The 13,918-nt window shown below is 68.5% G+C and carries 11 protein-coding genes and 4 pseudogenes; 7 read left to right on the top strand and 8 right to left on the bottom strand.

Going from position 1 to position 13,918, the window contains the following annotated elements; translation table 11 throughout:
- Positions 1 to 7: 7 nt before the first annotated feature.
- The 3 genes and pseudogenes from ACFZDC_RS36975 to ACFZDC_RS36965 all read right to left on the bottom strand — a co-directional run.
- A pseudogene (locus tag ACFZDC_RS36975) lies at positions 8 to 379 on the bottom strand (transposase); the annotation flags it as partial.
- 161 nt (positions 380 to 540) lie between these two features.
- Positions 541 to 1,308, bottom strand: a pseudogene (locus ACFZDC_RS36970) (IS481 family transposase); the annotation flags it as partial.
- A gap of 381 nt (positions 1,309 to 1,689) precedes the next feature.
- Positions 1,690 to 3,135, bottom strand: coding sequence for an aminobutyraldehyde dehydrogenase (locus tag ACFZDC_RS36965; protein WP_391330813.1), 1,446 nt, complete (start codon positions 3,133 to 3,135; stop codon positions 1,690 to 1,692).
- Between the two features lie 574 nt (positions 3,136 to 3,709).
- On the opposite strand from ACFZDC_RS36965, the gene ACFZDC_RS36960 reads away from it, so the two are divergent.
- The 6 genes and pseudogenes from ACFZDC_RS36960 to ACFZDC_RS36935 all read left to right on the top strand — a co-directional run bounded on the left by ACFZDC_RS36960 (position 3,710) and on the right by ACFZDC_RS36935 (position 8,877).
- A complete protein-coding gene (locus tag ACFZDC_RS36960) occupies positions 3,710 to 4,819 on the top strand; it encodes an extracellular solute-binding protein (protein ID WP_391330811.1) in 1,110 nt (369 codons plus the stop codon).
- Positions 4,819 to 5,712 (top strand): ABC transporter permease subunit, encoded by an 894-nt coding sequence (locus ACFZDC_RS36955; RefSeq protein WP_391330809.1) that lies wholly within the window; start codon positions 4,819 to 4,821, stop codon positions 5,710 to 5,712. Before ACFZDC_RS36960 ends, ACFZDC_RS36955 begins: the two co-directional genes overlap by 1 nt.
- Positions 5,699 to 6,529, top strand: coding sequence for an ABC transporter permease subunit (locus ACFZDC_RS36950; RefSeq protein WP_391330806.1), 831 nt, complete (start codon positions 5,699 to 5,701; stop codon positions 6,527 to 6,529). The genes ACFZDC_RS36955 and ACFZDC_RS36950 overlap by 14 nt, the downstream gene beginning before the upstream one ends.
- 3 nt (positions 6,530 to 6,532) lie before the next feature.
- Positions 6,533 to 7,654, top strand: a complete 1,122-nt coding sequence (locus ACFZDC_RS36945) for an ATP-binding cassette domain-containing protein (protein WP_391330805.1) — start codon at positions 6,533 to 6,535, stop codon at positions 7,652 to 7,654.
- 243 nt (positions 7,655 to 7,897) lie between these two features.
- A pseudogene (locus tag ACFZDC_RS36940) lies at positions 7,898 to 8,679 on the top strand (IS481 family transposase); the annotation flags it as partial.
- Between the two features lie 72 nt (positions 8,680 to 8,751).
- The gene (locus ACFZDC_RS36935) at positions 8,752 to 8,877 is read left to right on the top strand and encodes a hypothetical protein (RefSeq protein ID WP_391330804.1); all 126 of its coding nucleotides are present in this window, start codon (positions 8,752 to 8,754) and stop codon (positions 8,875 to 8,877) included.
- Here ACFZDC_RS36935 and ACFZDC_RS36930 read toward each other — a convergent pair.
- From ACFZDC_RS36930 to ACFZDC_RS36910, 5 genes and pseudogenes are all read right to left on the bottom strand, one after another.
- Positions 8,861 to 9,817: a sigma-70 family RNA polymerase sigma factor gene (locus ACFZDC_RS36930; protein WP_391330803.1), complete on the bottom strand. Its 957-nt coding sequence runs from the start codon at positions 9,815 to 9,817 to the stop codon at positions 8,861 to 8,863. The two genes, ACFZDC_RS36935 and ACFZDC_RS36930, sit on opposite strands and share 17 nt — an antisense overlap.
- A 29-nt stretch (positions 9,818 to 9,846) precedes the next feature.
- Positions 9,847 to 11,046 (bottom strand): FAD-dependent oxidoreductase, encoded by a 1,200-nt coding sequence (locus tag ACFZDC_RS36925; protein WP_391330802.1) that lies wholly within the window; start codon positions 11,044 to 11,046, stop codon positions 9,847 to 9,849.
- Between the two features lie 188 nt (positions 11,047 to 11,234).
- A pseudogene (locus ACFZDC_RS36920) lies at positions 11,235 to 11,786 on the bottom strand (Tn3 family transposase); the annotation flags it as partial.
- 288 nt (positions 11,787 to 12,074) lie between these two features.
- Positions 12,075 to 12,809: an alpha/beta hydrolase gene (locus tag ACFZDC_RS36915; RefSeq protein WP_391330801.1), complete on the bottom strand. Its 735-nt coding sequence runs from the start codon at positions 12,807 to 12,809 to the stop codon at positions 12,075 to 12,077.
- A 290-nt stretch (positions 12,810 to 13,099) separates the two neighbouring features.
- A complete protein-coding gene (locus ACFZDC_RS36910) occupies positions 13,100 to 13,297 on the bottom strand; it encodes a hypothetical protein (protein ID WP_391330800.1) in 198 nt (65 codons plus the stop codon).
- Positions 13,298 to 13,456: 159 nt separating this feature from the next.
- Between ACFZDC_RS36910 and ACFZDC_RS36905 the strand changes: the two genes are divergently transcribed.
- Positions 13,457 to 13,918 (top strand): winged helix-turn-helix domain-containing protein (locus ACFZDC_RS36905; protein ID WP_391330854.1); only part of this gene is annotated, 462 nt, incomplete at its 3' end.

The raw sequence follows: 13,918 nt of genomic DNA, 5'->3' as shown, positions 1-13,918 counted from the left end.
GGCCGGGGCCCCGCTCAGTGGCGTAGGCAAGGAACGCGCCGACCTGGGAGTTCTCGATCCGGCCTGCTGTGCCGGTGTACTGGCGTTGCACCCCCGCCGACATGCTGCCTTTCTTCACGAAGACGGTCTCGTCCACGATGAGAACGCCGTCGTCGCCGAGGTGGTCGACAACGTAGGCGCGGACGTCGTCACGGACGGCGTCGGCATCCCAGCGGGCATAGCGCAGCAGGCGCTGCATAGGCCCGGGCCGGGCGTGACCGGCCTGTTCAGCCAGTTGCCAGCAGTTCTTCCGCTCGGTAGCCGACAGCAGCCCGAGCAAGTAGGCGCGGGCCGTGGCCCGAGGCTCAACTCGGCCGAACCGCCCGGCGATACGAGCCATGACCTGGTCGAACAACGCCCGCCAGCGGGCAGGGTCTACGCTATGGCCCGCGGCCGCCGCACGATCTTCGTTTGTCCACACACCAACCGATGATCACGCGGTGGCCGTACCCGTTCCCAGCCGGGTTCGCCACAAGATCGCGAAGTCAGACTGGAGTACTAGCCGTTGGTCTGTGGCAGGTAGACGCGGGTGAGCTTGCCGGTTGCGCCGAGGTCGGCAAGCGCCTGCTGCCAGGCGAAGCTCTTGCGGTAGGGCCAGGCGTTGTCGGTCAGGACCCGCTCGACGCGGTCGATGCCGCAGGTGGAGAAGGCCGCGGGCCGGCGCAGGAAGGCCGCGCAGGTGGCGGCCATCTCGTCGCTGTGGATCGCGCTGTGGGCGAGGCGAGTGTGGTCGTCGACGGCGGAGCGGACGTAGCCGAAGCCCACGCTGCTTCGCCGGGCCCGGCCGGCCTGTCGGCCCAGGACCTTGTGGCCGCCGCCGTCAGGGATGCGGCCCAGCTTCTTGACGTCGATGTGGACCAGTTCGCCGGGCCGGGAGCGTTCGTAGCGGCGGACGGGCTCGCCGTTGGCCCGGTCGGTGGCGGCCAGAGCGGGCAGGCCGAGCCGGGCGAGGATGCGGTGAGGGGTGGAAGCGGCGATACCGGCACGGGCGGCCAGCCGTACCGACCCGATCCGGTGCTCGCGCCGCAGCCGCACGACCTGCTGTTCGACCGCGGCGGGTGTCCGGCGCGGGCTGTGGTGCGGGCGGCTGGAGCGGTCGTGCATGCCCTCGGTGCCCAGCTGCCGGTAGCGGCCGGCCCAGCGTGCGGCAATGGTGTGGCTGACCTGGAAGCGTTCCGCGGCCCGCCGCAACGGCCAGCCGTCGTCCACGACACACCGGGCCAGACGCAGCCTCCCGGTCGGAGTCAGCGGGGCATTACGGTGGGACACGGGAGCCTCCTGAGTACCGGCCGTAGATGTCGCAATCCACAGCGAACCCAGAAGGCCCTCACCTCCTTCACGTACCCGGCACGCGTGTCACCAACGTCCCAGGACAGCACGCCTAGCGGCTCATTATGGCCGGGGCGACGAGGCGGTAGCCAGCGAGGCCGGGGCGCTGACCGGGTTGGGGGACGCTGCGATCCCGGTCAGACCGCTACTCCTGAATCAAGACGTGGACCATGCGCGGGCCAACACTCCTCCAGTCGCGAAACCGACTCCCGTCCTGCCTGGTCAGATCACTATGCAGGGCAGACGAAGAACTTCTAGGCACCCCCGCGAGGGCGCCTGATCGCCACACCGTCAGGTGCCCTGCGGGGCAGACCTGACCGATCACAGCGCCGTCATGACGTGCTTGATGCGGGTGTAGTCCTCGAAGCCGTAGGCCGAAAGGTCCTTGCCGTAGCCGGACTTCTTGTAGCCACCGTGGGGCATCTCTGCGACGAGGACCATGTGGGTGTTGATCCATACGCAGCCGAAGTCGAGGCGCTTCGACATGCGCATCGCGCGGGCGTGGTCCTTTGTCCAGACCGAGGACGCGAGGGCATAGTCGACGCCGTTGGCCCACTCCACGGCCTGATCCTCGTCGGCGAAGGACTGGACGGTGATGACCGGGCCGAAGACCTCGTTCTGGATGATTTCGTCGTCCTGCTTGAGGCCGGAGACGACGGTGGGGGCGTAGAAGTAGCCGCTGTCACCGACACGGTGACCCCCTGCCTCGACAGTGGCGTGCGAAGGGAGCCGGCCGACGAAACCGCTCACCTGCGCGAGCTGGTTGGCATTGTTGAGCGGTCCGAAAACCACGCCCTCCTCGTCGACGCCACCGGTCCTGACGCCGGCGGCGGCCTTGGCGAGCTCGGCGACGAACTCGTCGTGGACGGACTCGTGCACGAGAACTCGAGTGGCGGCCGTGCAGTCCTGTCCCGCGTTGAAGAAGCCCGCGGCCGTGATGCCCTCGACGGCCTGCACGATGTCCACGTCCTCGAAGACGACGACGGGTGCTTTGCCGCCGAGTTCCAGGTGGACCCGTTTGACGTCCTGGGCGGCGCTCTGGGCGACCTGGATGCCGGCACGGACCGAGCCGGTTATCGCGGCAAGGGCCGGAACCGCGTGCTCGACCATCAGCTGCCCGGTGTTCCGGTCCCCGCACACGACATTGAGCACACCGGCCGGAAGATCCAGCGCCTTCAGTACATCGCCCACGATCTGTGCGAGCAGCACCGTGGACGCGGGGGTGGTGTCCGACGGTTTGAGGACCACGGTGTTCCCTGCGGCGATCGCCGGCGCGAACTTCCACACCGCCGTCATCATGGGGTAATTCCAGGGCGCGACCTGAGCGCACACACCGATTGGTTCCCGCCGGATGATTGAGGTGAGGCCCTGCGTGTACTCTCCCGCTGCCTTGCCCTCCAGCAGGCGCGCAGCGCCCGCGAAGAAGCGCAGCTGGTCCACCATGGGAACGATCTCTTCGGTCCTGGTCACGGCGCGGGGCTTGCCGGTGTCCCGGCACTCAGTCTCGACCAACTCCTCAGCACGTGTTTCGACGGCGTCGGCGATAGTCAGGAGCAGCTTCTGTCGGATGCCGGGAGTGGAGTCGCGCCACACGGCGAAGGCCGCCGCCGCGGAAGCCATCGCCGCGTCCACGTCCGCCGGCCCCGACAGTGGTGAACTCGCGTAGACCTCACCAGTGGTGGGGTCGAGTACCGGCAGCGTACGGCCGTCCTTCGCATCGACGAATGCACCGTCGATGTAATTGCGCAGCACGTGAATTTCACTCACGACGTTCTGTGCTCCTCGTGGCTCGGGAATCGTGATGGAGGAATCGGCGATCAGAGGAAGAGCCGCCGTCGGCAGATCTGCGCTCAGGCCGGCTGGACGATGGCGGTGACGCGGCGCCCCGAGGGATGGCGGGACGCCGTGCGCATGCGTTTCGGGGAATGCGAGGCGAGGGGGTCGGGGCCGGCCCGGACGATGCGGAAGGGGCGACGACGACGCTATCCACTGCCCCGACCGGACAAGAAGTGGCGGATTCATCCATGATCAAGCGCCTCAATGGATGGTTTGCACACCCCTGTGAGCGTTGACGCGCTGAGGGGATGTTCCTACTGTTGCGCCACGCGGTCGCCGGACTGGCGCAGACCGCGGGTACCGGCTCGTTTCTCCGCCCGTCTCCTGATCGTGGCGGCGGATGTCGACGAGTTCCGGAATGTTTTTTGCCATGGGCGACGGTTTCAAAGCCGCAGGTCACACTCCGGCCTGTTCGCTCATGACACACACGGTAGTTCGCGGCATCCCCCCTTTTTCCCCGGGGCTGATCGCTGCCATGCCCCTTTACTGCTGGAAAGGCATGCCCATGAACGAGCAGTCACACAGAAGCACGAGCCGCCGGTCTCTCCTGCGGGCGGCCGGGGCCTCCGCGCTGGCGGCACCCCTCGGGGGGAGTCTGCTCACCGCCTGCAGCAGCAAGTCCACACCTTCGGCCAAGCCGAACACCACAGTGACCGTCACCTCGTACGGCGGTTCGTACAACGACCAGCTGACGAAGACCCTGCTCAAGCCGTTCGAGAAGAAGACCGGTGTGCGCGCGTCACTGCTTGCCAACACCAGTCTCGCCGGTCTCAAGGCCCAGGTGCAGTCCGGCGATGTCCAGTGGGACCTGGTGGAGCTGACCGCGCCGGAGTACCTCCAGGCCGTCGACGAGGGGCTGCTGGAGAAGCTCGACTACGGCGTCATCAATGACAAGGGGCTGCCGCACTACGCGAAGGCCGACCACGGCATCAAGTACCTGAGCTTCCTGTTCGTGATGGCCTGGGACCAGAGGCACATTCCCGATGCGCAGGCGCCCGCGAGTTGGGAGCAGTTCCTGGACCAGCAGCGCTACAAGGGCAAGCGTTCCGTCTACGCGGAGTTGTCCGACAGCTCGATCCTGGAGGCCGCACGGCTCGCCGCCGGTGTCCCCAGGGACAAGATCTACCCGCTCGACGTCGACGCCGCCCTGAAGTACCTGGCACAGCACCCCGGTCGCGACAAACTCATCTACCACACCGCCAACCAAGAGCCCATCCAGCAGCTGACCTCGGGTGAGGTCGCGCTCTCGACCAGCTTCAACAACCGGATCAGCGCCGCCCGCAAGGACGGGGCGCGGCTGAACTTCACCGCCAGGAACAGTGTCGTCGCGGGCGACTACTTCGTGGTCCCCAAGGGCGCCAGGAACAAGGAGGCGGCCTTCCGGCTCCTGGACTTCATGAGCAACGACGCCGCAGCCGGCGCCGACTTCATCCAGACCACCAACCTCACCCTGGCCAACACCCCCGCCCTCGCCAAGCTGCCCGCTTCGGTCGCCGACTCCCTGCCCACCAGCCCCAAACTGGCGGACTCCATCCTGGTCCGCGACGACGCCTGGTGGGCCAAGAACCTCAAGGCGACCGAGCAGCGCTTCAAGCTGTGGCAGGCGGGCAGCTGATGACGTCCACCACGACGCCTGACGCAGCCTCCGCGACCGCGTCCGCATCAGCAGGCCCCGACGCGCCGCCGCGGCGCAGCCGCCCGCGCGGCACCTGGTTGCTACTGCTGGCGCCCGCACTCGCCTTCGACGCCGTACTATTCCTGACGCCTCTCGGCAAACTCGTCGCGGCGGGTGCCCACGGCCACGCCTACCAGCGCGTGCTGAAGGACCCGCTGGTGTCCCGGTCGCTGGTCAACACCTTCCAGATCAGCGCGCTGTCCACGCTCGCCACGGTCGTACTCGGCTATCTGCTGGCCGTGGTGATCTGGCGGCGCGGCCCGCTGGCGCGGGTCGTCCTCTTCGCCCTGGTCCTGCTGCCCTTCTGGACAGGCGTCCTGGTGAAGAACTTCGCCTGGGCGGTGCTTTTGCAGGACAACGGTCTGGTGAACACCGCACTGCAGGGGCTCGGCCTCACCGACGCTCCGCTGGCCCTGCTCCACAATCGCTTCGCCGTCGTGGTCGGCATGGTGCACTATCTGCTGCCGTACGCCGTCTTCCCGATCTACGCGGCCCTGGCCGCGATCGACGATCGGCTCGAGCTGGCCGCCCGTTCACTGGGGGCAGCCGAGGCATCGGTCTTCCGTCGGATCATCCTGCCCCTGACCGTCCCCGGGGTCTCCGCCGCCGGTCTGCTGGTGTTCATCATCAGCACAGGGTTCTTCATCACGCCCGTCGTACTCGGTGGCCCCGGCGACATGATGATCGCCAATCAGATCGATTTCTACGCACGGCAGTTGACCGACTTCGCCGGCGCGTCGGCACTCGCGCTGCTGCTGACCGTCGTCGTCAGCGTGCTCGTCGCCGTGTACCAGCGGATCCTTCGCGCAGGAGGCGAATATGAGGCTCACTAGACCTCGCCATGTGTCGTCGCTGATCGCCTCCCTGCCGGTCTTCGTCTTCCTCGTGGTGCCGACGCTGATCGTGCTGCCGGTGGCGTTCACCGGCAGCCGCTACATCACCTTCCCGCCCAAGCAGCTCTCCACGGACGCGGTCACCGGCTTCTTCGGCGACACGGCGTGGATGGCTGCCCTGTCCGCGAGTCTGCAGGCGGCCGGGGTCGCGGTGGTGGTCGCGGTGGTGATCGGCGGAGCAGCAGCGGTGGCACTGCACGGGCGTACGTTTCCCGGGAAAGCGGCGGTCACAGGCTTGCTCCTCGCACCGATGATCGTGCCCGCAGTGGTGATGGCACTCGCCTTCTACCAGTTCTTCATCTCACTGGGCATGGTGGGGACGGTCCTGCCGATCGGCCTCGCCCATGCCGTGATCGCGGTGCCGTACGCCTTCCTCACCGTGCGGGCCAGCCTCGCCGGGCTGAATCCGGCGCTCGTCCGCTCGGCGAGCAGCCTGGGCGCGGGCGCCTTCTCCGTCATGCGGTTCGTCTACCTCCCGGTCATCCGGCCGGGGCTCGTCGCGGGCGCCCTGTTCGCCTTCTCCGTGTCCGTCGACGAGACGGTCATCGCGCTGTTCCTGCAGTCCCCGAACGCGACGACGCTGCCGGTGAAGATGTTCACCGACATCCAGTACAACCTGACCCCGAAGATCGCCGTGTCATCGGCGATGCTGGTCACCGTCGCCACGCTCGGTCTGCTCTTCCAGGTCTGTTTCACCATCCGCCGCCGCTCCGCCGCACGGCTGCTCCCCTTGACCGCCCCCGAACCGACAGGGTGAACCATGACGACCACGACCACACAGCGGGCATCAGCCCAGACTCCCCGTGAAGAGCGCCGTGGCGCCATCGAGTTGCGGGGCGTCCGCAAGACGTACGGCAGCGTTGCCGCCGTTGACGATCTCGATCTTTCGGTCGGATCCGGCGAGTTCGTGACGCTGCTCGGACCGAGCGGCTCCGGCAAGACCACGACGATGATGATGGTCGCCGGCTTTGAGGAACTCACCTCCGGCACCGTGCTGATCGACGGCGAACCCGTGGACCGGCTGCCACCGAAGGACCGCAACCTCGGCGTCGTCTTCCAAAATTACGCCCTGTTCCCACACATGAGCGCCGCCGAGAACGTCGAGTTCCCGTTGCGCATGCGAGGAGTCCAGCGTGGCGAGCGGCGCAGGCGCGCGGAAGAGGCACTCGCCCGCGTCGGACTGGCCGGGCTCGGCGACCGTCGTCCCCGGCAGATGTCCGGCGGCCAGCAGCAGCGTGTCGCGCTCGCCCGCGCCCTGGTGTTCAACCCGGCTGCCCTGCTGCTGGACGAACCGATGGCCGCTCTGGACAAGCGTCTGCGTGAGCAGATGCAGGACGAGGTGAAGACACTGCAGCAGTCGCTCGGCATCTCCGTCCTGTTCGTCACCCACGATCAGGAGGAAGCGATGTCCATGTCCGACCGGATCGTGGTCATGCGCGACGGCAGGATCGTGCAGGAGGGTACGCCCGAGGACGTGTACGCCCATCCACGCACCGACTGGGTGGCCACCTTCCTCGGCGACACCAACCTGCTGCCCTGCACGGTGCTGGAACGCAAAGGCGGCGAGGCCGTCGTCGACCTCGGTGCCTGGGGAGTCGGCCGGGTACGGGACCGCGGAGCCAAGGGCGACGCGTACGCGGTCTCCGTCCGCCCCGAGCATCTGCGGTTCGTCGACGCCGACCGCACCGAGAACTGCGGCTCCGGTCGGCTGCTGTCGTCCACCGGCCTCGGCACCACGATCCGTCACCGACTGCACGTGTGCGGCCAGGACGTGGTCATGCGCGAACTCGGCACGGGCTCGCGCCCGACCGGCGACCTCGACGCCGAAGTGACGGTCGGCTGGTCACCGAAGGAGGCGCAGCTGCTCGTACTGGAGCAGTGAGTGGGCGCGGAGCCGTCGGCCACTTAATCCGGGTGGATCGCCGTGGCCGCGGCCCGGGCCCGTCACCTTCACTCGCGGCACAGGGCCTTCGACCCGTGCCGGCGGCAGAACGTGAGAGCGAACTAGGTGTTCTGCCCACGGAGGTTGGTGACGGACACCACGACTGAGTGATCTTGAAATGGGTGAGGGCCTTCTGGCCTGGTGTGGATTGCGACATCTGCACCGGCGACCAGAAAGGCCCTCATGCCTCACCGTAATGCACCGCTGACCGAGACCGGACGCCTGCGCCTTGCCCGCTGCGTGGTCGAGGACGGCTGGACCCTGCGCCGGGCGGCCGAACGCTTCCAGGTCTCCCCGACCACGGCCCAGCGGTGGGCCGACCGCTACCGTCGGCTCGGCGAGGCAGGCATGGCCGACCGCTCCAGCCGTCCCCGCACCAGCCCGCGACGGACCCCGACGCGTACCGAGCGGCGCATCATCAAAGTCCGCGTCCTGCGCCGCTGGGGACCGGCCCGCATCGCCGGCCTGCTGGGACTGGTGCCCTCCACCGTCCACCGGGTGCTGACCCGCTACCGTCTGGCCCGCCTGACCCACCTCGACCGGGTAACGGGCCGTGTCATACGCCGCTACGAACGCGACAAGCCGGGCGAGCTGGTGCACGTGGACATCAAGAAGCTCGGCAACATCCCCGACGGCGGCGGCCACAAGGTCCTCGGCCGCGCCTCGGGCCGCAAGAACCGCTCGAACGCCGGTTACAGCTACCTGCACACCGCCGTCGACGACCACTCCCGCCTGGCCTACAGCGAGATCCACGCGGACGAGAAGAAGGAGACCGCCACCGGCTTCTGGACCCGGGCCCAGGCGTTCTTCACGCAGGCCGGGATCACCGTCGAGCGGGTTCTGACCGACAACGGCTCCTGCTACCGCTCACACACCTGGCGCGACGCCCTGGCAGCGGCCGGGATCGTCCACAAACGCACCCGGCCTACCGGCCCCAGACCAACGGCAAGGTCGAACGCTTCAACGGGCCTTGACCCCTGATCTTGGACACACGAGACACTGGATCCTGAGGATCTGAGAACGGACATCTCGTGGTCATGAAGAACTATCTGCCGCAGTTCAAGGCGGACGCGGTCGCGCTGTACCAGTCGCGGCCCGAGGCGACGATCCGGCAGGTTGCCGCCGATCTCCGCGGTCGGCGTCGGCTCACCACTGGGGGATGAGCGGCGTGTCCGGTTCGTGCTGCCGCCAGGCTTCGGTGAGGCGGACGAGGCGGGCGGGGGCGGCGATGCCGCGCACGGTTGCGATCTTGCCGCCTGTGATGTCGAACGTCACGGCGCCGACGACCTGGTCGCCGGGCACGAAGAGGATGGCGGAGGCACCGTTGACGAGCGCGTAGTGGACGGCGGACGTGCCGCCGGCAAGTCGCCGCTTCGCGGCTGTGGGTTTGAACCCAGCACGTGCGACGGCGGCGATGCGCTGCGGAGTGTCGTACCGCAGCAGCGTCGTGGCCAGGCCGCCGGCGCCGTCGGAGACCGCGGTCGCGTCGTCGGTGAGCAGCGCCACCAGCCGTTCGGTGCGGCCCGAGGAGGCGGCGGCGAGGAATTCCTCGACGATCCTGCGGGCGGATGCCGGGTCGGCTTCGCCGCCGCCGCGGCGGGCGGCGGTGATGCGGCGCCGGGCCCGGTGGAGGTGCTGCTGGCTCGCGGACCCGGTGATGTCAAGGATCTCGGCGATCTCGGCGTGACCGTAGGAGAACGCTTCGCGCAGGACGTACACGGCCCGTTCGACGGGGGACAGGCGCTCCATGAGCGTCAGAACGGCCAGGGAGACCGATTCGCGCTGCTCGAAGGTGTCGGCCGGGCCGAGCATCGGGTCGCCGTCGAGGAGCGGTTCGGGCAGCCAGGCGCCGGCGGTGCGTTCGCGGCGAGCTTGTGCCGAGCGGAGCCGGTCGAGGCACAGGTTGGTGACGACCTTGGTCAGCCATGCTTCCGGCACCTTGATCCGCTGCCGCTCGGCGGCCTGCCAGTGCAGGAACGCATCCTGCACGGCGTCTTCGGCGTCGGTGGCGGAGCCCAGCAGCCGGTACGCCAGCGAGGCCAGCCGGTTCCGGCTGGCCTCGAACCGACTGGTGTCGAAGCGATCAGTGGCGGTGCTGTCCACGCGGATCACCCTAGGCAGACTCTGGTCGGCTACGCGAACGCCTTCTCGGCGGACGCATCCGGGGCGACGGCCAGGCGGCGTTTGCGCTTAGGCAGGCCGAAGGTCGGATGCGAGGTGGTCCACAGCGACATCTTGAGGATGCCCGCCTTGATCCGCGCGGCCTTCCGGCCGCCCACATGCTTCGGCTTCGCCTGCCCTTCGTCGTCGACCATCTGCAGGATCCCGTCCCGCCGCCCGAGGCTGATGTGGTTGCCCAGGTACTCCAGCTTGGTGTTAGGGATCTTGCGACCGGTCAGGCGTCCCACGATCGCGGCCGTGGCCTGCATGCCGGTGTAGCCGGCCGAAGCGCAGGACATCGGTAGCGGCCGACCACTGTCGCCGATGGCGTAGGCGCTGTCGCCGGCGGCGTAGACGTTCGGGTGCGAGACCGACCGCATCGTGCGATCGACGACGATCCGACCGTTCTCGGTGACCTCCAGCCCGCCGGCGGCGGCGATGGGGTTGACCGCGAACCCAGCCGTCCACACGGTTGCGTCGGACGCCACGGCGGTGCCGTCGGCACACAGCACGCGCGTGGCTTCGACGGCTTCGACGCTGGTGTGCTCCAGGACGGTGATGCCCAGCCGGTCGCAGGCGTGACGCAGGTGGCTGCGGGCTCCGACGGAGAGCGGGGCGCCCAGCTCGCCGTGGGCGACCAGCGTCACCGACAGGCCGGGCCGGGATTCGGCGATCTCGGTGGCGGTCTCGATGCCGGTCAACCCGTCGCCGACGACCAGCACACTCCCGCTTGCGTCCCGCCTGCTCAGGCTGTCCAAGCGCTCGCGCAGGCGCAGCGCGGAGGGCCGGCCGGCGACGTCGAAGGCATGCTCGGCCACGCCCGGGACGCCGTGGTCGGCGACGTGGCTGCCGAGCGCGTAGAGAAGCGTGTCGTAGCCGACCTCGCCGCCGCCGTCGGCGTCGGCCACGGCGACGACCTGGCGCTCGGGGTCGACGGCGGTGACACGGGCCAGGCGCAGTCGTATCCCCGTGCCCGCGAAGACGTCGGCGAGCTGTGGAGCCTCGATCTCCTGGCCGGCCGCGAGCTGGTGCAGCCGCAGCCGCTGGACGAAGTCCGGCTCTGCGTTGACCACGGTGATCTCGGTGTCCGCCGAGGACAGCCGGCGGGCCAGGGTCCCGGCCACGTAGGCCCCGGCATAGCCGGCGCCGAGGACGACGATGCGGTGCTTCATTTGATGCTCCTGTCGGTTCGCTTGCTCCTGGTGACTTGAGCGGAACAGCGCCCCGATTGCTGACAGGAACTGAATGTGGCATGGGTCACAGAGTGGCAGGAGTGTCGCTCAACGATGCTCGCGGCGTCGAGGCGGCGCAGATACAGGCCGAGCCGAGCGAGGTGATCTGACGCCAATCACCATCGACGTCATGCTCGCCAAGCGGATGATTTGCGGGCGCGTGATGGCCACGGGCTACCGAGGCCTGCGACGCGGCGACCGTTTCTCCGTATCTGCATCAGACCATGGCGAGGCCAGCCCGGGGGTCGGGCGCCTGGTCGATGGCCCGGAGATCCCTCATCGTGTCTCCGTGCGTGATCGGTCGGCGCGCCAGCAGATGTGCGGGGGCGGGGCACGGCGGCAACCGGTCCCAGGTCGAGCCGGGCATCCATGTCCAGGCGGAAGGTGCCGTACGGGTTGACGTTCGACCAGAACAGGGCGGTCAGACCGCGCCGGTCCTCGTCGCTCAGCTTCTTCGCCCAGGCCGGCTCAGCCAGGACCTGCTGGATCAGTAGGGTGTTGACGTGGACGAGCGCGGACTGGAGCAGGTGCAGGGCGAGCATCGAGGTCTCGGCGTGCTCCTTGTCCGGGCCGGTCAGGGCGCCGTCCTTGCCGTAGTGGAGCACGGTGTTGGCACTGTTCCAGTTCTCGACGACCTGGAGCCCGCCGTGGATCTCGCGTCGCAGGCCGGGGTTGGCGAGGTAGTCGCAGGTTCTGTGGAATCAGATTTGTCAAGTAGTTCAGCCTTTGCCCTGGTCGACGGCGACGCTCGGCAGGAGCGTCGCGGTGGCCGGCAGCAGCTGGTCGAGCGCAGCCTGCGAAGCTCTGCAGACGTCGAGCAGTTCATGGCTTCGGGCAGCGTGGGCCCCTGCCGAGAGTCTGGCAGGGGCCCGTGGTGTAGAGAGCTGAGGAGGTCGGGACCTGTCCCTAGATGGGCAGCGTCCTGGCCGACACGGCTTACTGTCTGCTGGTGGCTTGACGGCCCGGCGTCACTTCAGGTGCCGGGCGAGGAATCGGCCCGCTTCGTCGCCTGCGGATTGCGGGACGCCGGTGTGCCCGCCCATGTTGGCGTGCAGGGTCTTCTCCTTGGAGCCGAAGGCGTCGAACAGGTCCAGGGCGGCCTGCCGGTCGTTCCCTTCGTCGTCCCACTGCAGCAGGACGTGCAGCGGAATGGTGACCTGGCGGGCCTCCTCGAACATGGCCCGGGGGACGAAACTCCCGGCGAACAGAACGGCGGCCGAGATGCGCGGCTCGACCACCGCCAGCCGGGTCCCGAGGGAGATCACTCCCCCCGAGTAACCGACCGGGCCGCCGATCTCGGGCAGCGACAGGAGGGCGTCCAGGGCGGCCTGCCATTCCCGGACCGACTTGTCGACGAGCGGGAGGATGAGGGCCTCGATGATCTCGTCGCTGACCGGCTCGCCGGCCTCCATGGCCCGGCGCAGGTCGGCGCGGGCCTGCTCGGCGCCGGGCCAACGGGGCCGGTCGCCGCTTCCGGGGAGCTCGATGGTAGCCGTGGCGAAGCCGTCCGCCGCAGCGTGCCGGGCCCGGGCCACCAGCCGGGGGTACGTCTTGCGCAGCCCGAGAGGAGGGGGGCTGAGCAGGATCAGCGGCGTCGGTGCGGACACGGATGCGGGCGTCCACAGGATGCCGGGGATCTCACCGAGGGTGAATTCGCGCTCGAGGACAGCGTCGTCGAGACGCTGTTCAGAAGTGAAGTGCATGGTCGTGCCTTTCGGGAGTGCCATTGAACGGCGCTCCCGGACGACCGATCGCCCGACCGTGACCCCGGAGGGGAGCACCCATGTCGATACGTTCACGGGTACCACCTCCTCGCTCTCTTGCACGGCCTCCGGAAACGTAGCAGTGGCTGCCGTGGTTCCGCCAACGGGTTTTGCGGAGGCTCTGTGGCCGAACACCATGGCGTCGGAGTCTCGCCTGTCACTGGCCAGGAAGCGCGCGTCCGCCACCGATACGAGCACTCAAAAACCGGCATTCTGTGGAATCAGATTTGTCAAGTAAGCCAGCCTTTGCCCTGGTTCACGGCGACGATCGGCAGGAGCGTCGCGGTCGCCGGGACACCGATCTCGCGGGGTGTCGTCCCGGCTGGCGTGGGGACATCGACCAGCCGTTCCAGCAGCTGGTCGAGCGCGGCCTGACCGTCATCGACGGCGGCGCGTTCCTCGTCGCTGAGCGGGACGCTCGCCAGCATGCGCTGAAGGTTGTCCTTGGCCTCCAGGAGCTGCCCCTTGCTGGAGCCCTTCGGCGTGTACTGACATCAGCTCGTCAGGGTGAACTTTGGTGAAGTCCCTGATGGGTCTGGAGTCGTGGTCGTATCACGTGGTGTGTGAGATATGCGGATGGGGGCGGGCTGACTGCTGCGGGACGCCGGCGCCGGGAGACCGTTCGGATGCAGGCGGCCGAGCTGTTCGAGCAGAAGGTCAAGCCATCGGAGGTCGCGCGGCAACTGCGGGTGAGTCTGAAGTCGGTATACAAGTGGCACCAGTTGTGGCGGGACGGTGGTGTGCAGGCTCTGGTCTCCCGTGGCCCGGGCGGTTCGCGGTGCCGTCTGTCACCGCGCTGTCTGGAGAAGCTGGCCGCGTATCTGGAGCAGGGCCCGGCCGCGCACGGCTGGGTGGAGGACCAGGTGTGGACCGCGGCGAGGGTGGCCACGCTGATCGGCAGGAAGTTCCACGTCTCCTGCAGCGTCTCGGGGGCCACTCGGTTGATGCACCGGGTCGGCTTCAGCCCGCAGGTCCCTGCCCGGCGGGTTGCCGAGCGCGACGAGCAGGCCGTCACCGCGTGGAAGGAGGCGACCTGGGCCGAGGTAAAA

Origin of the sequence: Streptomyces sp. NPDC007905 (assembly GCF_042959345.1) — a bacterium.
Classification (GTDB): domain Bacteria; phylum Actinomycetota; class Actinomycetes; order Streptomycetales; family Streptomycetaceae; genus Streptomyces.
The sequence above is the reverse complement of the archived record's forward strand: the minus strand, read 5'-3'. Positions and strand labels throughout refer to the sequence as shown.